Origin of the sequence: Roseobacter phycocola (genome assembly GCF_042055075.2) — a bacterium.
Lineage (GTDB): Bacteria > Pseudomonadota > Alphaproteobacteria > Rhodobacterales > Rhodobacteraceae > Roseobacter.
Map to the genome: position 1 here is coordinate 3,578,406 of NZ_CP194010.1, position 22,896 is coordinate 3,601,301.

General features: G+C 61.6%; 15 protein-coding genes. All 15 read right to left on the bottom strand.

Annotated features, from left to right (window positions below):
* Positions 1–2: 2 nt before the first annotated feature.
* The 15 genes from AB4K19_RS17745 to AB4K19_RS17815 are packed head-to-tail and all read right to left on the bottom strand — an operon-like array spanning position 3 to position 22,883.
* Positions 3–3,302: a hypothetical protein gene (locus tag AB4K19_RS17745; protein ID WP_375229587.1), complete on the bottom strand. Its 3,300-nt coding sequence runs from the start codon at positions 3,300–3,302 to the stop codon at positions 3–5.
* Positions 3,299–4,642 carry an ATP-binding protein gene (locus AB4K19_RS17750; protein ID WP_436398461.1) on the bottom strand — a complete coding sequence of 448 codons (1,344 nt, stop codon included), beginning with the start codon at positions 4,640–4,642 and terminating at the stop codon, positions 3,299–3,301. The genes AB4K19_RS17745 and AB4K19_RS17750 overlap by 4 nt, the downstream gene beginning before the upstream one ends.
* Entirely contained in the window at positions 4,635–8,180 is a 3,546-nt protein-coding gene (locus AB4K19_RS17755; RefSeq protein WP_436398462.1) for a contractile injection system tape measure protein, read from the bottom strand. The genes AB4K19_RS17750 and AB4K19_RS17755 overlap by 8 nt, the downstream gene beginning before the upstream one ends.
* On the bottom strand, positions 8,180–10,315 hold the full coding sequence (locus AB4K19_RS17760; protein WP_436398464.1) for a hypothetical protein: 2,136 nt from the start codon (positions 10,313–10,315) through the stop codon (positions 8,180–8,182). The genes AB4K19_RS17755 and AB4K19_RS17760 overlap by 1 nt, the downstream gene beginning before the upstream one ends.
* Positions 10,312–11,175 carry a hypothetical protein gene (locus AB4K19_RS17765; RefSeq protein ID WP_375229593.1) on the bottom strand — a complete coding sequence of 288 codons (864 nt, stop codon included), beginning with the start codon at positions 11,173–11,175 and terminating at the stop codon, positions 10,312–10,314. The genes AB4K19_RS17760 and AB4K19_RS17765 overlap by 4 nt, the downstream gene beginning before the upstream one ends.
* Positions 11,172–15,191 (bottom strand): hypothetical protein, encoded by a 4,020-nt coding sequence (locus AB4K19_RS17770; protein WP_436398465.1) that lies wholly within the window; start codon positions 15,189–15,191, stop codon positions 11,172–11,174. Before AB4K19_RS17770 ends, AB4K19_RS17765 begins: the two co-directional genes overlap by 4 nt.
* 1 nt (position 15,192) lies before the next feature.
* Positions 15,193–16,179 (bottom strand): hypothetical protein, encoded by a 987-nt coding sequence (locus AB4K19_RS17775; protein ID WP_375229596.1) that lies wholly within the window; start codon positions 16,177–16,179, stop codon positions 15,193–15,195.
* An 11-nt stretch (positions 16,180–16,190) separates the two neighbouring features.
* Complete coding sequence (locus AB4K19_RS17780; protein ID WP_375229597.1) at positions 16,191–16,628, bottom strand: GPW/gp25 family protein; 438 nt, start codon at positions 16,626–16,628, stop codon at positions 16,191–16,193.
* Positions 16,629–16,631: 3 nt separating this feature from the next.
* The gene (locus tag AB4K19_RS17785) at positions 16,632–16,922 is read right to left on the bottom strand and encodes a PAAR domain-containing protein (RefSeq protein ID WP_436398467.1); all 291 of its coding nucleotides are present in this window, start codon (positions 16,920–16,922) and stop codon (positions 16,632–16,634) included.
* Positions 16,923–16,952: 30 nt separating this feature from the next.
* A complete protein-coding gene (locus AB4K19_RS17790) occupies positions 16,953–18,725 on the bottom strand; it encodes a phage baseplate assembly protein V (RefSeq protein ID WP_375229599.1) in 1,773 nt (590 codons plus the stop codon).
* A gap of 5 nt (positions 18,726–18,730) precedes the next feature.
* Complete coding sequence (locus tag AB4K19_RS17795) at positions 18,731–19,414, bottom strand: CIS tube protein (protein ID WP_375229600.1); 684 nt, start codon at positions 19,412–19,414, stop codon at positions 18,731–18,733.
* A 3-nt stretch (positions 19,415–19,417) separates the two neighbouring features.
* Entirely contained in the window at positions 19,418–19,597 is a 180-nt protein-coding gene (locus AB4K19_RS17800) for a hypothetical protein (RefSeq protein WP_375229601.1), read from the bottom strand.
* A complete protein-coding gene (locus tag AB4K19_RS17805) occupies positions 19,597–20,052 on the bottom strand; it encodes a phage tail protein (RefSeq protein ID WP_436398469.1) in 456 nt (151 codons plus the stop codon). Before AB4K19_RS17805 ends, AB4K19_RS17800 begins: the two co-directional genes overlap by 1 nt.
* A gap of 4 nt (positions 20,053–20,056) precedes the next feature.
* On the bottom strand, positions 20,057–20,515 hold the full coding sequence (locus AB4K19_RS17810) for a phage tail protein (protein WP_375229603.1): 459 nt from the start codon (positions 20,513–20,515) through the stop codon (positions 20,057–20,059).
* A gap of 25 nt (positions 20,516–20,540) precedes the next feature.
* The gene (locus tag AB4K19_RS17815; protein ID WP_375229604.1) at positions 20,541–22,883 is read right to left on the bottom strand and encodes a phage tail sheath C-terminal domain-containing protein; all 2,343 of its coding nucleotides are present in this window, start codon (positions 22,881–22,883) and stop codon (positions 20,541–20,543) included.
* Between the last annotated feature and the right edge of the window lie 13 nt (positions 22,884–22,896).

Genomic DNA, 22,896 nt, shown 5'->3' on the forward strand with positions numbered 1-22,896 from the left:
GGTCAGGGCATCGGACCGTTTTTGATCCTTTGCACAAAGTTGTAGATCATAATGCTGCCCAGCAGGGCAATCAGGACCCACATCAGGATGCCGGGCCAGACTGAGCGCGGATCGCAGAAGCTGAGCACAAGCAGCGTGCCCACCAGCACCAGATTACCGATCCACACAAGGCCGATGGTCATAAAGCGGAACGCGATACGGTCGACGATGCCGCTGTAGAACGACCGCCAGGTCAGCAGCACGATGATCGCAAAGAGCGCCATGGCCGCCAGTGTGATCGCCGCGCGGTTCGGGCAGGAAAAGTCGCAGACATCGCTCACGGTGGCCTCAAAACTGGCCAGCAGAGGCGGCAGGCGCGGGGCGTTGAAGTGGTTTGCAATGATGGCCGCGATGCTGGCGGTCTCGGTTCCTGCGGGGTCAGGTACCGGCCAGAACCCGACGCCGGAGAAGTTGTCCTTGAAATAGACGACGTCATCCTCGAACTGCGAGAAAGGTGCTGCAGGCGTCTGGTTGACCGCGTTCGGTTTCACGGCCGTCAGCACGAATTCATGCCCGCCGGGTGGCAGCACCGGAATGATGCTGCGCAGCACGCTGGCGCGCACCTCACCCTGGAAGAGGCCCTGCTCCATCCGGTAGCGCAGCCCTTTTTTCGCATCCGTTGTCGGGCGTTCGAGAAACAGCAGGATCTTGTCGATGATCTTGGTGGTCTCGCGGTCCAGATCCTGCGGTCCGTCCGCCCGCGCTGCAGCGCCGTCTGCCAGCACCAGCGGGGACGGGATCAGCAGTTCATAGAGTTCGTCAAAGAGCGGCTCATCAAGGCTCTCTCCCACCAGGGGGAAATCAAAGGCGACATTGATGCGCAGCCTGTCACGGTTGGGCAGAGCCTCATAGAGATCCTGGACGATGCTGACGAGGGATTTCATCTCGTCCTGACCGAGCCCGTTGCCCTCGTACCCGTGGAAGATCAGCGTAACCCCATCCGGCTGAACCGGGTCAAAAAGGGTCGGCACTGCCTCGCGGATATGGCGCAGCTCGTAACTTTCGAACCGCTCAAACGGGGCCATCTCGGTGGCGATATCATCGATCACATCCTCGATGGTGGCATCATCCCAGCGCGTCCAGTCGCGCAGATCAAAAGCCAGATCAGCACGTGCACGGAACCGGTGTGCCGAATTGACAAAACTTCGCTTGGCGGCACGCCACTGCTCGCGGTTGCGCAGGGTGACCCGGGTGCTGCCGGCGTCCGAAAACTCCAGCCCGTAAAAGGCGACCTGACCCGTCAGGCTGAAGTCGATAAGCGTACTGGCTAGTTCTGCATTTTCGCCGTCTTCCGCTGTCTCGGCGGTGCCGGCGCGCACCGGCGTCGGTGCAAACCAGAACGGATAGAATCCATAGACCTGCAGATCTTCTTCGCGCCGCTCAGGCACACAGTTGCAGTCAGGCACAGCAAGGTCGCCGAACACGCGCGTGATTTCCGGATCGGTGATGTTTTTCTGCGCCTTCTGGATGATGCGCTCGGTCACGAACTGGGAAAAGGGCACCTGACCGTCAATGAGCGGGATGTTGGCCAGCGCTTCCTCAAACAGACGATAGCTGGGGTAGGCGACGCCGTTGAGGGTCTGCAGACGGTCGGGCAGATCCTGCGCCGTGGCATCGGCCACAGCCGCCCGCACATAGGGCAACGCCAGAATTTCGTCCCGCAGCGCCGGGGTCAGCGTCCATTCCGATGTAACGACCGGTTCGATCAGCGTGACCTGTGCATCAACGGCGCGGGCGACCTGCCGGGCGGCTGTTTCCTCAAGGGCCGAACGCACCTGCGCCCGCATCAGTTCTGGAACTGTGGCGTCAGCGATGGGCGTGGATTTGATCGCATCTGACAGTTCGGGGTTGTCGATGGCGCTTTCCACGGCGTCATCGGTCGCCTCGGTGACGGTTATGGTGGGCGTGGGGTCGGGGGCGGCCTCCTCTTCGTCGTCCAGTTCGATCAGTGCGGTGTCTGTGGGCGGCGGTACCGGCTCGGAAGCGGCGGCCAGAGTGTCTGCTGCTGCGGCAACCTCCTCGGCAACCAGGGCTTCTTCGGCCGTCTGCAGACCGGCGCGAATGCGGTTCACCAGTTCGGCGCGGGTGGCAGTGCGGGCGGTTGCCAGTTCAGCCAGAACCGGTTGCGCCGTGCTGAGATCAGGGACGCCCTGAAGGGCTGCGGTGGCCTCCGGCTGGAGCAGAAAGGCGAGCGGCAGGGTTTCGGGACCGGTCACCAGCTCCTCAATCTCGGCCAGAACGCAATCATCAAGATCTTCGGCCAGCGCAGGCCGCAGCTCCCGCCAGAGCGCCTGCGGGCTGTCAAACCCGCCATTGTCCGCCGCAAAGGCATCCAGTTTCGGCGAGAGGGAGACGAAGAACTCCAGCGATGCGATGTCCTCGTCATTCAGCGCGTACCAGGTCAGCGTCTGTTCCTGTGGGCGCGGCGAACAGGGGCCGCCTGTGTAGACGGTTGAACCGTCACCGCCTTCGTTCTGTGCGTTGTAATCATCGATCAGGGTCAGGACGGCAGGTAGTGTACCGGCCAGCCGGCGCAGGCGCTTTTCGGTGCCGTTGTCCTCCTGGGTGTCGCCGGCGGCGATCCAGCCCAGAAAGTCGTCGCTCTGGAGCACCCGCAGCGCGCCCACCCGGCTGGAGCCCAGCCGGCCCAGGCGTTCCATACCCTGCTGCCAGGCGTCAATACCACCGGCCACGGGCAGAAGATTGCAGATGTCGGCCTCGCTCTTTTCCTTAAACAGACGGGTCAGTGTTGCCAGAGCGCGGGCACCGTCGGGGTATTGTGCCAGCGCTCCCCCGGGATCAGAGCACACAAACGTCTGGGCGTTGCGCCCCATCGCGAGAGTTTTCATCGCCGTGGTGCCCGCCAGGCGCAGGCCCAGCATGGCACGGGCGTCGGCGTCGCCATCGGCGGTCAGATCGAGATCAAAGAGCGCTGTCGACCAGCCCGGAAAGCTCTGCTGCAGCCGCGCATACTGCACAGTCAGCTGCAAGGTCGAGCGCACATCGTCCAGACCGGCGGGACGCGGGACATCCTCGCAGAGCTGTGCCAGTTTCTGCCGTGTATACTGACCGAGGCGGCCGTCCGTCAGAAACTGATTGTCGTCATTGTAGGCGGTGCGCAGCCCTAGCTGGACCTCTCCGATACTGGCAGGCACCAGTTTGTCGACCGTCAGATCCAGCAGATCACTGCAGGCAGCGAGAAGTGCGGAAGTCATTGAGAAATATACAATGATCGCGGACATGAGGCGGCTGAGACGGGTCATGACGTGCGTCCTTCTTTGCGCATTTCGGCGGTAATGGCGGATTTGATATCTTCGGCGGTGACGGCAGGTGCACCGCGGCGCAGGGCCCCGATGGCTGCATGCCGCACGACGTTCGTGATGGCGGCGCCTGAAAGGTCGTGCTCGCGCGCGATGGCTTTGAGGTCGATGTCGTCATCAACCGGCACACCGCCCAGAGTGTTGTGCCACAATTGCAGGCGTTCGGGTACGGTCGGGCGGGCGAAGCCCACGGCGCTCTGAAAACGACGGAAAAACGCGTCGTCGATATTGCTGCGCAGGTTGCTGGCCAGAATGACAAGGCTCTGGCATTCCTCGATCCGCTGCAGCAGATAGGCGACTTCCTGGTTTGCGTGCCGGTCGTTTGAGCTGGTCGTCGCGGTGCGCGTGCCAAAGAGCGCATCGGCTTCATCGAAGAACAGAATCCAGTCGCGTTCGGCGGCCATGTCAAAGATCAGGCCCAGGTTCTTTTCCGTCTCGCCGATGTATTTGGAGACGACCATCGACAGGTCCACCCGGTAGACATCCAGCCCGGTCCGCTGCCCCAGCAGCGTCGCGGTCAGGGTTTTGCCGGTGCCGGGCGGGCCATAAAAGAGCGCCTTGTACCCGCGCCCGAACTGGCGGCCGAGACCCCAGTCCTGCAGGATCGTGTCCCGGTTTTCGAGCCAGGCCAGGATGTGCTGGAGCTGGTCGCGCACCCCGGCGGGCAGGATCAGGTCCTCCCAGCCCAGTTTGGTCGTGAGCCGGCGGGCCGGGAAATTCGGGGAAAAATCCGGCCGTGGTGGTTTGCCGTCACACAGGGCGACCACGCGGTGAACGGGGATGTCGAGGCGGCTGACATGGGAGGGTGGCGTCTGTGTCAGCGTGACACCTGCGCTGAGCCGCAGCGGATGGTCCGGTTCAAACAAACGCATTGCCGAGATCCGCGCGGCCGTGTCGGTGCCCGCAATCAGGAACAGCGCCGTCTCAACCGACGGCACAAAGGCGGTGCCTGCATCCGGATGCCCGCCAAACTGTGAAAAAGCGCGGTCAATAGCAGAGTTTTTGACATAGAACGGATCGAGCACGGCAGAATTCACATGCGGTGCAACGGCGAGGGCCAGCACGAGGCGGGACTGCAGGTTCATGCCCGTCCGGGCGATGAGGTCACCCAGCGCTGTGCCTTCCGGCAGTGTGGGTGCAGCGGGTACTTCAAAAGGCTCAGCCGAGCCATCAAAGAAATGCCCGAGGCGCGCTTCGATCACCTGTTCCAGCCAGCGGATCTCCCGTGCTACGGCATCGGCATTGGCGGCCTGAACCGCGCCGGGGCGGGAGACGTCATTCATCGGTTTCCTCCCGCCATATCACGTGACAGGGCAGCGGCATCCACGGAAGGGTCACCGGCCCGGGGCTCCAGGGCAGGCTGTCCAGCAGCATGTCAAAAGGTCCGGGCGTGACGCGCAGATGCGTCCCGGTGCTGTCCGTCCGCAGGGTGCCGGTGCGGCGTAGAAAGGTTTCGCGCAACCCGTCCGGTGAGGTAGCGCCGAGCCTGGCCCAGCGACTGATGACCGAGCGCAGCAGGCCATCCATGAGCTCCATGGCGGCCTCATCCGGTTGCTGAGGGTCCGGGAGCGGTGCAGCGGGATCAACGCCCAGCAGGATCTGGTGCAGCGGATCCGGCATCGGCGTCTCAGTGGTCCCCGACAATGCCATCAGAAGGCCCCGCGCCAGCGGCAGCCCTTCGGGGGCCAGAGCGCGTCCGTCGCGGGGGACGGACGTGCGCTCAAAGAGCAGCGGATAAAAGGGATGCAACAGAACGAGCCCGGCCGTTTCCGAGACCAGCAGGGTTTCCGTTTCATCATCCGGCGCTGCAACGACCGGGGCTTTTGCTTGCGTGTCTCTGACGTCGTTGTCTGCGTCAGTGTCACCGGCCAGCAGATTTTCCAGCGCGGCCCGCGTTTGCTGGCGGAGACGGGTGGCGTCCGGTCCCGCAGGTGCACTGAGCCGTGCGGATACGGTGCGCATGGCCAGCACGCGCCGGTTCTCGTCCGGCTCCAGGTGTTCCAGCAGACCGCCCAGACGGCGTGCCAGCGACTGTCCGGGAAGCGGAGCCGAGACCGCATTCTGCAACAATGCCTGCATCAGCGGAAATTGTGTCTGAGGCCGGTCCGGATCCCGCGCCGGCCAGAGCGCATTCACCAGACGCAGCGCCGCCGCGAGATCCGAGTCCGACGCCGGGAGGGTTGCCCTGGTGACCCGTTCCAGATGCAACAGAAGGCCGGCATCGTCGCGAACAGGTGTCTTTTCGCGGCCATAGCGTTGGGAACGATGGGTTCCATCCAGTGGGGGCTCGTCTGCGTGCCCGGTCGCGTCTGGGGTCCGAGGGGTTCTGGGTTCCGCCGTGGCATCGGTGATTATTTGGGGAGGCTGGTCCGGATTGGAAGAGCCTGATCCGGGTGCAGCGGTTTTGTCATGCAGATCAGCCGTTTCGGCCTTGGTGTCCTCATCCGGATGATCTGGCACGGCCCTCGTTCGGTCACCTTGTCCGATGCTGTTTTGGCCTGCATCAGCGGGAGCCGTTTGCGCGTCCTGAGATGCCTTCTGATCCCTGCCTGTTTTGCTTGAAAAAACGTACGCATGCGTATCTTTTTGCGGGTTCGATCCGTCGCCGTCCGACCCTGCGGAGGTATCAGTTTGCGTTTTTTTCTGCGTTGAATCCGGTTTTTCCAACGTTTCCTGTACAGGATACCGGGTCTTGTCGCTGACCACATCGGGCCGGTCGTTTACCGCGTCAGCGTGGGATTGTCCGGTGGCCTGGGTATGCATGGGAGCGTCGCCGGTTTCGCCTGCTGTGTCTGTTGCGCCAGGCATTGGCAAATGGGTAGCGGGACCCCCACCGCGTTCGCCCTCTGAAAACTCCGCGGGAGCGGTGCGCATCACGCGATGGATCTCCGCCCGTGTCAGGCCGCTGGCAGCCAACAGGTCCGCAACCGGATCTTCGATGGTCGGGGGATTGGCCCGGAACACCGGTTCTTCCGGTAGCATGTCGTTTCCTGCCCCAGGTCCGGAGGGCCGGATGGCGCTGTCGTCAGTCGTTGATGCGGTCTCGGTATTTTCCTCATCGGCTGGCGCGAGGAGCGCTTCAAAGTCCAGCGGACTGCCCCGGAGAAGTGCAGAAACGGCTTGTTGCAATGCGCGCTCCGGGTGTTGCGCGTCACGGCGAAGGTCATCAAGACGGTTCTGCAGCAAAACGGCGTCCCGCGGGATCAGACGATGGGCTATGGCCAGAAGATCGGATGCGCTGAGCCGGGAGAACGCACGGGAGAGGTCCTGCGGCACCTCCTGGTGAAGGGCGCGCAGCGCGTCACCGTCGAGCCAGTCGCCCCGCAGAAGGGCTGCAGGATCAGCTGCCGGGTCGGTGAAAACTGCAACCGGATCAGGGGGCTGAGCAGTCCCGGCATTTGCAGGGATGGGGTCAGCGCCGCTCATTGATCCCTGCACCGTTGGCTGGGGATATTTCTGCGCATCCCGGGTCTGGTCGTCGCTCCGGGCGCTGAACTGAGCAGTGTCAGTGCCTGCACGGTCACTTGCGGAGACCGTATTGGCGCCGGCAGCTTTCTGCAGGATCCCACGTTCAGTTGGTTGACGCGACCGATCAGAACCCCTTGGGACAGCAGTGCCAAACCTGTCATCTTCTTCGGGACTGATTGCCGCGTAGTTAGCTGATACCGGGCCGCCTGCCGGGGTTATGCTGCCGCTGGTGTCAGTGGGATATGTGGTGGCACGCGCGGCATCCTGCCCGCCTGTTGTATTGTCGGCGGCAGAGCGGGGCAGTGTTGCCACCTGTGCCAGCAAACGCATCGCCCTTTTTCGGGCGCTGTCTGCCGGTGCGCCCTGATGAATAAGGGCGTTGATGAGTCGGGTTTGCACCTGTTCCAGCGCGGCCAATCTGTCGGGGTGGGTGACAGCCTGCCATTCGTGATCAGAGAGAACGTTTGCGCCAGACGCGGACAGGGTGCCGATATCATTCGGGTGCGCTTCACGGCCCGCCATTCTGAGCAGCAGTTCTTTTATTCCAGAGGCGCTGTCGATCAGCCTGTCCAGATGAATATCTGAGTGCAGATGCTCATGAACTGAATGCCGGTCTCCATCAGCGTCACGCTCTTCTTCCGCTGGCGTGCCGTTCCGGTATACCTGCGGGTCATCGGTTTGCGCGGGCGCGAGCGCCGCAAGGGCATCGGTCAGCCGCGCATTGAGATCAGGATCGGTTGCGAGCGGGGCAAGCCCCGCTGAACGCAGATCCAGCAGGGCGCGCGCCTCTGCAAGGTTTTTTTCCAGACGCAAGCGTATGGTTTTGCCATCGGGTGCCCCTTCGAACTGCTGCACCCACGAAAAGAATTCGCGCGCTTTCAGAAACTGTTGCCGGTGGCGGTCATCGTCCCATGTGGGCGCAGGCAGGTCACCGGAACCTGTCCGGTTTGCGGCGGTACGTGGCACAGAGACCGGCTCTTCCGACCGCTGCGCCACGGCTTTGTCAGGAGAAAGCTTCGCCCGTTCCGCCCGTCGTTGCGCTTCTTCAAGGTATGGCGTCAGGGCAGCCTCAAGTCTTTGCGCCAGCAGCCAGCGTACCTCAGACCAGACCGGATCATCGGGCCAGTCGCCGAGGTCGATTTCAAGGGCGGGCACAGAGATACCTGCGTTTGTCCATGGTGCCCGTTCCAGGACCTGCGACAGGGCAGGCAGGATCTCATTCCGGACCGCCGCAAGCAGGCGTTCGGGAGATGACAAAGGACCATCGGCTGCCGTTACCGCGATCTCAGCGGCCAGCGTTTCGATGGTCGCGGCTTCCTGAGGTGCCCGGGATATGCGCGCGGCGGTCTGCATCAGGAGACAGTCTCCGGCGCGCGCTCTGCCTGTGCGTCCGCATCACGCTCCTTTGGCTTGCTGTCTGTTTCTGATGCCTGGTCGGTTGTGGAGGCAAAGTCCTGCCAGTGGACCCGGATATGCACATGCGCAGGTGCCAGAGTCGCAACAAGACCTTCCACGTAATTGCGGTAGCTCTGCATTGATGTGCGCGCGGTCCAGCCAGGCAGGGCCAGATCGGCGGTATGTGCGTCACTGGCATCTGCACCACCGTCCTGGAATACCTTTTCGGACAGATGAGGAATTTCGGACTTCCGGTGAAGATGGAGCCAGGTTGCCCGGAGGCGGGCCACAGTGTTGCTGGCGTCTTCCTTTTTATCAATCACCGCACAGCGCATCAGGTCTGCACCATTGCCGGGATCATAAAGGATCTGCCAGTCGCCGCCCATGTAAGGGGCAATCGCGAAGCTGTCCGTCTCCACGACCCGCAGGAAATCCCTGCTATGGAGCGCTCCGCTGATCACAAAGGGTGAGAGCTCCGCAAGCCGCTCAGAGGACAGGAGCGGCGCATCGTCCTGCAAAGGAACCAGCATATCAAACGGGTTGATCGCGCCCACGACGATGATGTCGTCCTTGTCCTTTTCAGTAGGCACGCAACTGTCATCGATGCGCAGGCCATAGTCGCGCATGACCTTTTCAGGGGCGTCGTCTGTCACCGGGTAGAGATCGGCAAGCAAGGCCAGCTCGGTCATGAATCCACCGGGCCCGTCAGGCCCTGGTCCTGTTGCGCGGGCGCTGTTGAGCCAGGGCAGGGACAGTAGGTATTTCAGCCGCCATTCAATCTCAAAGCGGTGTCGCCCGCGCACGGACCTGTAGCGGTGCAGACCACTGTGCCGCGTTGCGGGCATTTCGGCCCCCTGCAGCGCAATCAGGTAATCCAGCAGACTGATACGCTGACGATGTTCTTCTGGATCGTCGCTCTGCTGGCGTGGTCCTGCGGTGAAAACGCGGGGCAGGGCATCAAGGTCCGCAATCATGTCACGCAGGACACCATTGATCGCATCGCGGTATTCCGAGATCAGTTCGCCCGGATTGTGCATCGAATACCCTTCGGCCCGGAACAGGCCGGGCAGCAGGCTGTCGACATGGGACTGGCCGAAATACCGCCGCCGCCCGGGGCGCAGAACGTCCCAGTCGGATCCGTCTACATGATGTACTGAGGCCGCGATCGTCTCGGCGGCGATGCGGTTGTATTCCTCCCGGATGCGGGCGGGATCAAGAACCACCGCAGCACTGTTCAGTGTGAGTGTCAGGCCAATCTGATCCTGCGTCCTGGGCAGGACAGACCGGTAGAAAACGGCATCATCCCCGGCGGCCTTTGCCCCGGCGGGCTGCTGCAGGCTGAAGGAGCCGATATCCCTGACGCCCGGCAGCGCGCGCAGCTCTTTGAGGTGATCACTGATGTCCTTTGGCTGCTCCCCGTCGTGCCGGGCCGGGGCGAGAAGACGTTCGGGCGCCGTCCAGACATCGGCGCGCTGTGCGGCGTGACCTTCCCCTCCGGACCCGGCAAGAATGCCGGATACCCGGTGATAGAGCGCAGCAGCCACGGTCTCGGGCAGGGCCGCATCGGTGATTTCGACATTGCCGTGCAGGACAACCCGCACCGGGCGCGCGACCTCTATGCGCCCCAGATCCGTACAAAGCGGCCGTACCTGCCGGTACATTCTGCGGAAGGTGGCAACAATATCGGCATCCTGCTCAGCGGCTTCTGTGGGCATGAGAACGACGTCGACTATTCCGGGCCGGCTGGCGTCCGGCGGGGCGATCACAACACGTTCGACGCCGGGGCATGTCCCGATCCAGGTCTGCAGATCTTCGCGCCGCACCGGCATGGTGCCCAGAACCTTGCGGGGTCTGAACAGCGCAAGATCGTGAAAACAGAAATGGCCGCGCGGGTTGGTCAGAAGGTCACGTATCGGCAGGTCCGCCTGCCACGCAATCTGGCTGAGTGCGAAACAGGTTTGTTCCAGCAGGGTGACGCCCGGATCATGCAGGTTGTAATCCGTCCAGATTTCGCCGGACGCCTGTTGCGCGTAATCAATCGCTGCGCGCCGCAGATCGTCAAAATCCCTGAGGGGTGAAGCGGCGTCAGTCACAGCATCCCCGTATCACGGTCGGCGTCTTCACGCGCGCCTGTCATCAGACTGTCGAACCAGAGCTGTGTCAGATAATACCGCACGACTTTGCCATCGCCGAAGTTTGCATTCGTGCGCAGCTGAAGACGGAAATGGTGTTGCTGCTGGTCCGCAACCCAGCGTAGTCGCAGACGGTCAGCATAAGAGCCATACATTGCAGTCTGCGTTTTGATTGACCGCCGCCGGAACAGCCAGTTCAGGATCGGGTTTCTGGGATGATAGGCGTTCATCGCGATGGCGTGCATCATCGAATACCGCCCCTTGCGCGGGTCGCCCCCGGTACCGGCGGTCACTTCAAAACACTGGCATCCGGTCAGTGGCTGCGTGATGTCATGCCATTTCCCGTCCGCTTTAACGTGCGGGATGCGGTGGCTGGTAACGCCGATACGTCCGCGCATCCGGGCGACACCATCCACATCCAGACGCCAGTCCGGCCGCTCGTTCGCAACGCCGATGCGACCGTCCCGCGTGATGCTCAGCCCTGCATCACCGGGTCCGTCCCGGGATGTTTCCGCCGCGGGATCACCGGACACAAACTCAAGGGCTGATTTCCCCAGATCGGGACGGAAGTGCAGCGCGCCCGGAGCGTCGCCATGTTCGATCACCCAGGAGGGCTTCGGAGTGCCAAGACCCTGATAAAGGCTGAGCACCCGCAGTGAGGAGCCAACGGAATTCAGGCGCAGCCCGTCCGCATCCGTTTTGGCAAATCCGTCATCAACCTTGTTGACGGAACTGTCGATCAGGTCCCTGTATTCCGATGCGGTGGGCAGAGCCCCGCTGCGGAAGTAGGATTTGAGTGTGGCGCGATCTTGTTTTGTCACGGGATTGTCCTCTGGCCGACGATGAGCATGTCGCCAACTGTCAGATTGCCGATCCCGGCAGCTGAGGGCGCTTCATCATCAATTTCTGGCAGGATTGTGAGTACGTGGTCTGCCGCTGAGAGCGGCAGACTCCATGGGAATCTGGGGGTCAGCACCGGACCATAGTTGCCGCCGCGCGGGTCATGAACCGCCTGGGCGGTGTCGAGCAACTGGTAGCTGCGCGTGTCATCCCCCACGAGGTGCAGAACGGAAAAATCTGTAACATCCCGGACGTAAGAGAGACCCGCAATATGCGCGCGCAGCATGTGCACGTTGAGCGACCAGCCAAAGCGGGACAGGGCCTCATCCGCTGTCCAGACTGACAGATAGCCGGCCAGGTCACGGCGCAGCATCTGGGCCATGGCTCCGTTTTCCCGGTTTGCAGTAACAGACAGTTTGGCGCGGACCTGGAGGCGTTCGAATGTTGGATTGACGACATCGAGCGTGATCTCTTCGTTTATGAAGTCCGCCAGCCAGGCGCGGATGCGTTCCAGCGTGGCCACGTCAAACAGCGAGGGCGCGGGCGTTCTCAGCTCATGGCCAGGGCTGGGTTTCCGGGTCACCACAAGGGTCACATGTCCGGGCGCCGGAGTCGGGTCGTCGCAGCGCAGGTGCGGCAGGCATTTCGCCATCCAGACCTCAGGGAAAGCATCAAGAACCATCCGTTCCATGTCCCATGGCCGGACCCCGCGACGGCGGTGGCGCAGGCGCTCGCCCACCCGTGCGGTGAAGGCATCGGGGTGTTCCGGCGGCCGGATTTCGGCCGGTGTGGTGATCTCTGTCGGCGGCGAAAGCCCGCGCTGCGCGGGAGAGAACGACCAGGTGCGCGCCGCGTTATGGTCCTTCCATGTAGCGTCGTTGCGGCGGGCCCAGACGCCGTTGACGGTCACGCGGCTGAGAGCCGGGAAGATATCCAGGTGGGGCCGCGTGGCAACTGCAGCCAACCAGACACCGCCTTCGGGCATCTCAGAGGAATGGTCGGCGGCATCATCCGGCAGGTCGATGACCACCAGCCCGGAACGGACCAGTCCGGCAGTGGTGTCAGAGGAAATCGCCGTCTCGGGCAGATCGGTCCAGCCATGTGCAGACAGGTACTTCCACCGGAGGGGATTTGGCCGGGGGACCAGCCGCAGGTGGCCGGACTGTGCCATGTCAAAGGCAAGTGCTACCGGGCCGGTCGCATCCGCGCCGGTCAGCTGCAGCGCCAGATGACCGTACCCCATGCGCTCAGGGAAAAGCCTGATCCCACGGAGTTTGCGTTCCGGGAACACAGGGGTCCGCCCGAACGGGCCGACCTGATGCACGGCTTCGCCCGGGCGGGCGGCATCCGGTGCGTTCAGCTCAATCGTGGCCTCAGCGGTATAGGCGAGGGTAAAACGGCTGATTTCGGGCACATAGGGCTCCGGCGGGATCTTCTTTTTGCCCAGCGGCAGCAATCGCGGGCGCATCGCATCCACGAGCGCCACCGGATACTGCCCGGCCAGAAAACCATCCGCTGTGCCGGTGAGCCGCAGACGGATCAGGCCCGCCCGTACAGTCTGGCGCGACTGATACTCTGCCGCCGTCACAACGCCGGTTGCGGGGATAGAGTGTCCGGAAACGCTGCCTGTGAACTGCCAGTCATGCAGCAGGGCGCCGGTGATCCCCTCTGTCTGAAACAGCGGCAGCGGTTCGTCGCTGACCGGTTTCCAGCCATCTCCGCTCAGGTATTCCACGCTCAGTTCAGGCGCTGGGATCTCAATATTCCGGCCGTAGGTTTCGTAATGCGCCTCAAAGCCGCCGACAGGGTCAGGCATACCGCTCCAGCCAAGGCTGATGCTGATTTCCGTGATGGGCTTGCGCGCCATTTCGGCGCAGCCGACCTGGAAAGTGGCGCCATCCTTCGGGCGGTGGCCGAAGGGGCGGAAGGTCTGATCGGTGACCACCGGCCCGGTATCCGAAAAGGCGGACAGCTGACGCAGGCCGGTCACCTGGGTGCGGATGCCAATGGTTTCAATGGTGTAGGCTTCGAAAAAGGAAACCGGGCAGAGCCGGGAATCCATCGCATACCGCAGGGCAAGCGTGGGCGCATGATCGGGCCCTGCCAGCGCAGGAGCACTTTCGTCAAACCGCAGGCTCAGGGTGATACCGCCCGCCGAACGGGGACGGCGGATGGGCATCACCTGCATGATGTCGGGGCGCAAAGGCCCGTCTTCGGTGGTGACTGTGAGATCAAATGCATCGCCCAGAAGGCTCTGAAAAACATCCTCCGGCGGATAATCGATGGTGCCATCCGGCTTTTGGGAAAACGCGGCAAAGATCATGGAATTCTGCTCGTTTTCCTGTTCCGGTTCCTCGTTCTCCGCATCCGCGTCAGAAACCCGGCCGATCAGCTCCGGGCGGAACCGCTCAACCTGCGCATAGATCCGGTCCCAGTAGCCGCCGGACGGGAAAGGATGATGCTCAATCAGCGAAAGGGTCACAATCCGACCCAGCAGCACGCGCAGCTGCTGCGGGGTTTCGACCTCATTCATGAGGTACTGATAGATCAGGGAAACTGACGGTGTCCGCACCAGGGATGCGGCGTATTCTGCGACGTCGTCAGCGAGGACATCCACCGCAGTCTCAATTTTTCCAGCCCGGAAGCTGCGCACCAGATCAGGGTCCGCTGCCAGCGCAAGACGGACGTCCGGAGCGAATTGTTCGGGACCGGCACCCAGACGGCTGCGCAGGTCCGGTACATCGCTTGTGGCTGTCATTCTGCGGTGCATGTTCCGGGCCTGGAAATCCTCGCAGGCCGCGCATCGCGACCCGGCGGACAGCCCGGAGCCTCGTTCCATATGCAGTGTCACTTCGATCCGCCGCGTTCCTTCGGCGAGTGACAGCATGGGGCTTGAGATATCAAGCCCGGTATCCAGCGGAAGCTCCGTGCCACTGGCGAAAAGCGGCGCACTGGTCGGCGGATCGTCTGGGCTGATGCGGGCCGCGCGGAGCCCTGTGATCCCGGCCAGCGCGCGGTGGTAAGAGATATCCGGATTGGTCTGGTAACTGAGCACACAGACATCACTGACCCGTGCAGTGCTGAGCGGTACCGCGGCCTCTGTGCTGAACCGCTGTACCGTGCCATCGGCCAGCAGTGCTTCCAGCCCGGCCCCCTGTGCAAGCACACCAGCGCGGGGCACTTTGCCAAGATCAAGAAGGACTTTTTCAGGACCGGCCTCAGCGGGTTTCTGACCGATAATGTCCCGATAGTAGTGATCCGTGTGCCGCGCAGGGAGTTTGTTGATGGCGGCATCCACATGTTCGGCGGTGCGCAGTTCAGCCATCAGCAGGCCCAGACCGGGATCCATCCGTCCGGACCGGATGCGCGCTTCAAATGCCTTTCTGGCAACAGGTTTCAGCGCAGAAACTGCGTTGCGCAGGATCGTGTGGATGGCACGCATGCGTTCACGGGTGGCCCGTGCAGCAGCAAGCGCACCATGCGCCCGGCTGGCTTCCCGCACACTGCGGTGCTCGCCCGCCCGCCGCAGCACGACGGAAGGCCGGACACCTGCCAGCGACCGCGCAAGCTCCGTCAGGGCGACTTCCTGATCGAGCTGCTCCAGCTGGCGCGAAAAAACCACCGGCTTCTGCAGACGGATCCGCCGCAGCCAGCCATCAAGAAGCGCTGCGAGTTCACTGGTCTGACGCAGCGCGTCATCGGGTTTCTGCTCCAGAGCTTCTGCAAATGCGAAGCCATGATCATGCGCATTGAAAGCAAGGATCTGAGCATAGAGCCAGGCCGGTTCATTCTGGAACAGACGCGCCCAGGGACCCGCGTGTCTGTTTTCGAGGGCCACGGCGACATCTGCGGCCTCCAGCCGTTCACCCGCCTGCGCAAACTTTACCGCAAGATCGTCAGGGCGCACCTCAAACCGCCGTGGCGCCAGCGGGCGTGGCAGACGCTCACCGACCTTCGAGCCGGGCGTGACGCGGATATCCTGCCAGCGGGGGCTCATGTTATTCTGCCTCCTCATCGTCGTCTGCCGCTGGCGGCAGATCAGAAAGGAAAACCCCGGTCAGCGTCCCGGCGTCGCTCTCGATCAGAAAGGTGCCTCCAGCTGAGACGGGTGGTGCGGGCCGCTCCTCAGGGGCGAACTGTGCAGATTCGAAAACCGCCCGGAACGGCACGGCATCCCGGCCGGTCTTGAAGGGTGGCAGGGGCGGTCCATCGCCTTTCTGCACGGTCACAACGCCCTTGCCGCTGCTGACAAACCGGCCGCCGCACTGAAACAGGTTGGTCCAGGAAATCTGGTCGAACGGCAGCTCTGCATCAAAGCCGCTGGCCGCGAAGGTCCCCTGGCCGGAACCATATCCCGCAGTGAACGCAAAGCGACCCTTTGCCCGGATGACCGAAATGGTGCCGCCCTCATCTGCGGTGATCAGCTCCAGCGCAATGGGACCTGCAAAGGTAACCGACCCGGTGGAGGGTATTTCGATCTCCGCCGCTCCGGGGCCGATGACCATGGGACCGCTGAATTCCTGGTCAAAGATGTTGTAGGAAACGTCATAGACATTCGGCAGAGAGCCCGACGTTCCGAAGCCACCGCGTTCGGACGCATCTGCCTTGCGGGAACCGACGCCGGGCGTGCTGTCGCTGGGCCGCTCCTCCACCTGTGCGGACCGGTCGATAAACGAAAAACGCGGCGCAAGACCCAGGTTGGAGCTGCGCCCGGTCAGCAGAACAGTGTCGTAGTCATAGCCAGCTGCCGCAGACCGCCGCAGCAGCGATCCGGCCATTTCCTTGTCATCTTTGTCCTCGGCGATGCAGGAGCCTGCCGCGGGTGCGATGCCGATGAGACGGTCTGTTTCTGTGGGTTTGAGAAATTCAGGCAGTCCGATTTCCGGCAGTTCCGGCAGTGGCAGCTCTTCCAGCACGGAACAGCCTGCCGTCCCGATCAGCAGGGCAAGACCCGTCATCCGGGCCAGAAGCGATATGCGGACCACCGCCACGTGCCTCAGATCGCCATGACCGGCGTGTCAGACACCAGCGTGCCTTCACGGATGTAGAAGGGGTACACCATGTTAGACCGGGTATTGGTCTGATTTACCGTGTAATCCAGCGCCACACCAATGCGGCCTTCCAGCCAGTCGGTCATGATCGCTTCAATGCGGTGAACAGTGATGCGCGGTTCAAAAAACAGGATGGCCTGGCGCACGGCGGTCTCAATACCTGCCTGGGTTTCTGAATCATTGGGTTCAAAGACATAGTCGTGGATCCGGCACCCATAGGTCGGCTGCATGATGCGTTCGCCCGGCCGCGTGTTCATCAGAATCCGCAGGCTTTCAGCCACATCCTCTTCGGCCTCCGCCATGCGTATCTCGCCCGTTGAAGGGTCAAACTCCGGTGGAAAGTGCCAGCCGCGGCCAAGAAACCCGGGATCATTCTCCTGCATGGCTCAGCCTCCGATGATCACGGTTGGTGCGCCGGTGACAATCGTGCCACCGTGCGCTGTGGTGTCGCCCAGGCGCGCGGCCGGACTGCCGCCGATCATCACGGTGGCCGACCCCTTGGTGATGGTGGCCGTTGGTCCGACGCAGACACAATTGTCGCCCAGTACTGCCGCAGGCAGGCCGACGATCAGTACCGTGGCCTCGCCCGGCCCGACAATCGGACCGCCCACGTGTGGCACCACCCCGTTCACCGCGGGACAGGTATGCATGTCGGTCAGTCTTGCTGCTGGTGGCATCCCCCCGGACCCCCTCTTGCCTGGTGTTGTTCAGTTAATCATCACGACGGACCCTTCGACCGTGGTCTGACCACCGGAGGAAAGCTTGGCGGTCGCATTCCCTTCCACGGTCAGTTCGGTCTTTGCCGTACAGGTGATATTCATGCCCTCAACCGTGGCATCCTGCGTGGCCTCGGCCACGATGTTGCCTGTTGCGGTGAGGGTAATGTCCTTGTCTGTGGTCAGTGTGATGCCGTTGCTGTCCATGACGATGGAGTTCCCGTTCATGTCCTCAAGACTGAATGCACTTTCATCGTCATCCATTGTCAGGATATGGCCTCCCGGCGTTTCGACGGTGATGATTTTCTTCTCATCGTCGAAGGTCATTTTCAGCTCTTCACGCGTTGTGATGGTTTTGACGAAGTTGTCGTCGGTGGCTTCGACCGGACGCTCTGCTGTGGCGTTGTGCAGGGATCCGACGATGATGGGTGCCTCCGGATCCGCGTTGAGGAAGGCGACGACAACCTCATCGTCGATTTCCGGCAGAAACTGGATGCCTGCGCCTGAGGACGCATAAGGCTGCGCGTACCGGGCCCAGACTTCAGCGGGCGGATCACCTACCACCGGAAGCCGGATTTTGATGCGCTGCATGCCGTCCTCGTCCGGGGCTACCTCCAGCACTTTGCCGATCTGCAGGCCATGGACCGGCGTATTGACTGCCTCCGCTGCGGGGGCCGCCATCCCTGTGCTGTCCAAGGTCCAGTCCTGGGGCAGGCCGAGCCGTGCCCTTGTTGTCCAGGTGCCGGCGCGGATGTCGTGTTCGGTCGCCGCAACAAAACCGGTGCCGCCAAAACGTTCTCCGACGCCCTTTATCTCAAGCGTGTCCATTGGCCAGATAGCACCGCTGCCCGGAAAAAGAACCGACCCGTGCATTGCGGCCAGCCCGGCGCGGGTCGTTCGGGATTTGGTAATGGTCGTCAGTTCGGCGCTCGGGATTTCCCGTGCTGTAAAGGTGGTATGCACCCTGTCGCTGAGCACTTTGGCCAGGTCCGCCGACGTGCTGTTGCCCGGGACAGGCGCTGGTACCGTGGCAGAGTTTCCCGTGACGACATCCTGATCTGCCTCGCTCCATGAAGTGGCATCTGCAGATTTGATCATGCGATGGGCGTCAACGGCCATATCGAGATCAAGAATATCCATGCCGACCTCGACGGTCAGTGCCGCTGCAACGGACGTATCCGGTTCTTTTACGGACACAGTTGCGTCATCGACAAAGACAACCATGCCATTGCGGTCGGCCAGCAGGCGCAGATAGTCCCAGTCTGTTGCACCGACGCGTAGTTTTTCCGCGGCCTCATCCGTGGTCGCGGTCACATCCGCGGTCAGCCCTGAGTCGCTGTCACTGATCAGCGATGTCATGATGTCACTGTCCTTCATCTCCGAATAGGCAGCGGAGGTTCGGATTTCTGTCAGCCCGATCACCTTGTCGCGGCAGACAAGTTCGATGCGCATGCCACCGGTCCCTGTCAGCCGCATGCGGCTGGTGACCAGAACGCCTGAAAATATCCGCTCCTCGGCCTCGCTGCCATAATATGCGCTGACTTCGTATTCGGCGCCGGGCTTAAACAGGTCGTCGTCGAATTCGGTGAAATCATCCAGCTGAGTGCTGCTCGCCTCGATTACGATCATGGCCTCGGGCACGCGGTTGATTTCGTTGCGTACCCGAACAGACGCAATCTGGGTGGTGTCGGGAAGCTCGTCACCATCTGCTTTGACGATGACCCCGACAGGGCCGTCTGCGTTTTTCAGGGGGCTGTCTGCCATGTGGGCTACCTCATCGGCGGGAAGCGCAGGAGCGTGTTCGGCTCCAGGTCCCGGAAATTGTCGAGGTCATTAAAGGCGGCGATCTCCAGATACCGCCCGGCGTTTTTGTAAATCCGGTGACACAGCAGCGGCAGCGTATCACCTGCCTGGACCCGAACAACATGGGTCAGATCCGGCGACTGGCGACCGGCTTCCAGGGCTTCCTGGGCGGCTGTCCGCGCTTCGATGAAATTCAGTTTGATCTTGGCGCGCAGCGCGGTGCCATCCGGGTGAAACAGCGTGTAGTCGACGGACATGTCCGTCAGCCTGCCGAAGAACTCCTTGAGCCCGCTGCCCCAGATGATCTTGACCGCCGTGGGCTCGTGTTCCTCGCCATCATAATCGTAGCATACGGTGCGCAACTTATCGATCTGATCCGCAACCGGCTCTGTTGAATCAGGCACAACGCCCGTCCCGTCAATGGTCAGAGAGAAACTCAGCTTCTCGGGATCCGCCATCGAGTACTTGGGCACCGCACCGGATTTCCCGACCGGCGCTTCGCCCTTCCCCATCGTACCCGTGTACTTGAGCGAGAAGTTGTGGCTGTAGCTCTCCGGGTTGATCGTTGCCTCAAAGGTATTGGCCGCGCCACTGCGTGGTTCGATCTTGCTCGACTGGATCGAGCAGCGTATGATCTTCAGCTTTGCCACGGCTCAGCGTTCCCGCGCGCGGCGCGCGGCATCCGCGATACGCTCTTCCATCTCGCGCAGCAGATCATGGCGCATCTCTTCGAGCGCTTCGTTTATGTCGTCACGGTTCGCGGCAGCGCCTGCCTCCTCGCGCGCAGGCCCGAACCGGCCCTTCAACACGAGTGTCCCGATTTCAACGGCCATCAGACAGACCTGACCAGCGTATTGTACGCCAGTTCGATCGTCTCGACCGCAAGTTCATTTTTCATCGCGTCAAACCCCCCGACTGTCCATTTGACAGGATAGGCATTCCCGACGGTCCAGACGGCCACCGGGATGCGCTTTTCGTTCAGCAGCGACACCGTGATGTCCTTGGGCACAATGGCATCCGCAAAATCTCCCTCGATGGTTGATTTGCACCACTGCACAAGGCCGCTTGCCTGCGTGGTCAGTCCGCGCTTCAGTTTCAGGTTCCCGCGCTTGGCAGGTTTCGGCAACTGATGCACGAACCGGTTTTCCCCACCCTCGACCACGGGTTCGGTGTCCAGACCGCTTTCAAGACCTGAGACCTCCTGAAACGCCATGTCGGGCACTGGCGGGACCATTCCCACGAACATGACCGAAAAATGAAACGCAACAGGAGGAGTGAGCAGGTCCATATGGTTACGCGTTCTCGATCACGAAACCTTCGTGTGCGATCTCGATGCTTTCCACGGCGACCTCATTGCCTTCGGCCTTGAGATCGGTGCTGGTGACCTTGACCGGGAAGGCGTTCTGCACCTTCCAGACCATCGTCGGCGCCTGGGTCTCATCAAGCAGCGAAATCGTGATCGCCTTGCGTTTGATCACGTTCATCTGGATCTCCGCGAACCAGTCAAAGATCGCGTTGTCCTGGATGAACACACCCTTCTTCATGGTGATGTTGCCGGACTTGATCATGCCGGGCATTTTCACCTTCGAGAACACCGGGCTGTTTCCGGCGCGGTACTCTAGTACCTCGCTTTCGATATCCAGTCCGGAGACTTCCTGAAACGCCAGTTCCGTGTCGTCCCACTTTACCTGAAAGTGGAACTTGGGAAGCGGCCAGACCGCCGTTGTCTGAGCGGAGCCATCATCTGCCATTGTAATTGTCCTTCCTGTTCAAAACTTATGATTTCTGCATTTGCTGCTGGAACGTGATCTCGATGAATTCCGCCGGACGAGTGACCGCCACCAGAACGGTGATCAGCAGCTTGCCCTCAAGGATATCCACCGGCGTCATCGTCTCGCCCAGGCCTACGTGAACGCTGAACGCATCCGTGGGCACCGCACCGGCCAGACCGCCCGCCTTCCAGACCGAGGTCAGGAAGTTTTCGATCATCGACCGGATCGTGACCCAGGTCTGCGCTGTGTTCGGCTCAAAGACATAAGCTTTGGCCGCGAGCCGGATCGATTCCTCGATCATGATCATGGTCCGGCGCACGTTGATGTAGCGCCAGTCCAGGCTGTTGCCGTCGAGCGTCCGTGCGCCCCAGACAAGAGTGCCCTCGCCGACAAACGGCCGGATAGCGTTAATCGACTTGCCCGTTGTGGATACGTTGAGGTTTTCCTGCTGGGCATGATCAATGTTGACCATCGGTCCGGTGACACCGGCAACAGACACGTTGGCGGGGGCTTTCCAGACGCCGCGCGTATTGTCGACCGCTGTGTAGACACCGGCCATGGCCGCAGCAGGCGGCATGACGTTCATGTATGCTGCGATAGCATTCATTACATCGGTATAAAGCGGCACGGTAGCCCGCATCGTTTTGTCGATTGTGCCGGTCATCGGATCCGTTGGCTGGTTTTCGGCGACAACACCATCGACAAGGATCTTGATTTCCTTTGCTTCCGACAGCTCACCACCGACGACCAGCTTGTAGCGGACAGCGGTTTCAGCGCTGCGGAACTCAGAGCTTGGCGTAAGCGTGATGTCCGTGCCGTCCACAGTCCAGACGCCGACGCCCTTGCGGGTCACGGTTTTGTCTTTAACTTCTGCGACGGCTGCGGCTTCTGCGTCTGCGACGGCTTTCTGCAACGGTGCGAGATCGGTGCCATCTGCCGCATCATTCAGCGCTGTACGCGCCGTCTGCACCGCGTCGGAGGCATTTTTGACGGCGACCTCATCCACGGCGTCTGCGCCCAGAAGGACAACGCCATCGATTGTTGTACCTTCTTCGGCCACCGACACTTTGACCGGCTTTTCCTTGACTACATCAGGCAGGGCGATGACGTCCGTGCCGACGGTGATTGCAATGGTCCGTGCGGAGGTTTTCACACCCTCATTGTCGGTGATCACCAGTTCAAAGAAACCGCCTGCACCGTCGCTGCCGTCGTGCACAAAGCGGATCTTGCCGTCGTCAATGTCCTTTTGCGTGAACGCAAAGATGGGATCAGCGCCTGCCAGTGCTTCGGCACCGGCATTTTTCGCACCCGTGACGATCTTGCCCTTCATCTGGGTCAGCACGTCTGCGGGCTCACCCTCAATCTTGTATTTCAGCTCGGAAGCTTCCGCGAGATCATCAGCGGCGTGAATGTCTGTGCCCTTAAGCACGGAAATACCACCCTTTGTAACCGAGATCGTAAAATCACCGGTGACAACGGCCGTGCCGACCTTAAGGATCTCAGGCGTCAGGGCCTTGTCCATATTCACCGACCGCTTGAGCAGCGAGATGAAGGTGTTGCGGCTTTTCAGTTCGATATTTTCAAAGGTAAAATCGCGCGACTGATACACCGCGCTGTCGAGCCATGGATAATAGGCGGCCCCGTAATCGAGATAGTTTGCACCCACATCCATACGGAACCGGGCAATCGGATCACCGCGCGGGCTGCGCTCGTCGAGGTAACCGCCATGCACGTCCAGGATCGCAAAGCGGTTTTTCATCGTATAGCCGCAGTGCGCAAGCATCTGCTGCTGGACCTTCGCGGCGTTCTGACGGTTCAGGCGTGTGGTTTCCGGAATAACCACCATCGTAGGCTCGGGCTCTTTTTCGAGCCGCGTGATGGCTTTGAGCATTGCGTCGCCATCAATCGGGTCTGAATAAGAACCGATCGACGTCACATAGCAGGTGCCGCCGCCATTCAGAAAGAAGGCGCGCATCGCGGAATAGAGCGTGTAGGCCGTGTTGGTCTGGATCAGTTCATACTTTTCCGGACCGGTCGGACCATTTGCCGTAAAGACCGCCTGCGGCAGTTCGGCTGCGGCTGCCGTGTCTGCATCCTCGCCGTAAGGCTGACCGGTCCGCTCCTCAAAAGCGCGCAGTTTGAATGTCGGCTCAGGCGCGCCGCCAAAGTAGCCGTGGTATTCCGAGACTGATGTGATCTTCATCGGGGTCTCGTGCAGGGAAACATTCCCGTTCATCGCTTTTTCGGTGTAGCCGATAAACGCCGGAACTGCTGTGGCGACCTGCACAACAGAATTGGGAAAGGCGCTCTTTTCGACAATGTAGACGCCGGGGGTTTTCATGACCATGCTTCGGGTCCTC

Bases quoted from the DNA above. Each gene is read 5' to 3' on its own strand.
- AB4K19_RS17745 (WP_375229587.1), bottom strand. From the start codon at position 3,302: ATGACCCGTCTCAGCCGCCTCATGTCCGCGATCATTGTATATTTCTCA.
- AB4K19_RS17750 (WP_436398461.1), bottom strand. From the start codon at position 4,642: ATGAATGACGTCTCCCGCCCCGGCGCGGTTCAGGCCGCCAATGCCGAT.
- AB4K19_RS17755 (WP_436398462.1), bottom strand. From the start codon at position 8,180: ATGCAGACCGCCGCGCGCATATCCCGGGCACCTCAGGAAGCCGCGACC.
- AB4K19_RS17770 (WP_436398465.1), bottom strand. From the start codon at position 15,191: ATGAGCCCCCGCTGGCAGGATATCCGCGTCACGCCCGGCTCGAAGGTC.
- AB4K19_RS17780 (WP_375229597.1), bottom strand. From the start codon at position 16,628: ATGCAGGAGAATGATCCCGGGTTTCTTGGCCGCGGCTGGCACTTTCCA.
- AB4K19_RS17785 (WP_436398467.1), bottom strand. From the start codon at position 16,922: ATGCCACCAGCAGCAAGACTGACCGACATGCATACCTGTCCCGCGGTG.
- AB4K19_RS17790 (WP_375229599.1), bottom strand. From the start codon at position 18,725: ATGGCAGACAGCCCCCTGAAAAACGCAGACGGCCCTGTCGGGGTCATC.
- AB4K19_RS17800 (WP_375229601.1), bottom strand. From the start codon at position 19,597: ATGGCCGTTGAAATCGGGACACTCGTGTTGAAGGGCCGGTTCGGGCCT.
- AB4K19_RS17805 (WP_436398469.1), bottom strand. From the start codon at position 20,052: ATGGACCTGCTCACTCCTCCTGTTGCGTTTCATTTTTCGGTCATGTTC.
- AB4K19_RS17810 (WP_375229603.1), bottom strand. From the start codon at position 20,515: ATGGCAGATGATGGCTCCGCTCAGACAACGGCGGTCTGGCCGCTTCCC.
- AB4K19_RS17815 (WP_375229604.1), bottom strand. From the start codon at position 22,883: ATGGTCATGAAAACCCCCGGCGTCTACATTGTCGAAAAGAGCGCCTTT.